This is a genomic window from Robertmurraya sp. DFI.2.37 (genome assembly GCF_029211245.1).
Taxonomy (GTDB): Bacteria; Bacillota; Bacilli; order Bacillales; family Cytobacillaceae; genus Robertmurraya; species Robertmurraya methanolica_A.
The window spans coordinates 1-297 of record NZ_JARGEJ010000676.1 but is presented as its reverse complement, the minus strand read 5'-3'; the positions used below and the strand labels follow the sequence as shown (position 1 = coordinate 297).

The 297-nt window shown below is 27.9% G+C and carries 1 protein-coding gene; it reads right to left on the bottom strand.

Annotated features, from left to right (window positions below; translation table 11 throughout):
* Positions 1–161 (bottom strand): helix-turn-helix domain-containing protein (locus PZE06_RS28165; protein WP_275792423.1); only part of this gene is annotated, 161 nt, incomplete at its 3' end.
* Positions 162–297: the final 136 nt, after the last annotated feature.

The window sequence follows — 297 nt, the reverse complement described above, 5'->3', positions numbered from 1 at the left end:
GCGAGTATTGGAAGTTGGTCTGCTTTAAATGTATAAGTACCATTCTCATATTTGAGATAGGTTGAGGCATTTTTAAAACCAAGTGATTCAGCCATTACTTGTAACGAAATGTCTAAAGACTCCCTACGATTTTTAATATATTCTAAATCTAAGGTTTGCATATCATCCCTCCTTCAATTTCTAAAACAGCAATTACATATTCTTATATTAAATTGCCGTTTTAGAAATGTCAATAAAATACAATAAAAAAATTTCTTTTTTAGCAATAATTGAATTTTCTATATTAGAAAGATGGTA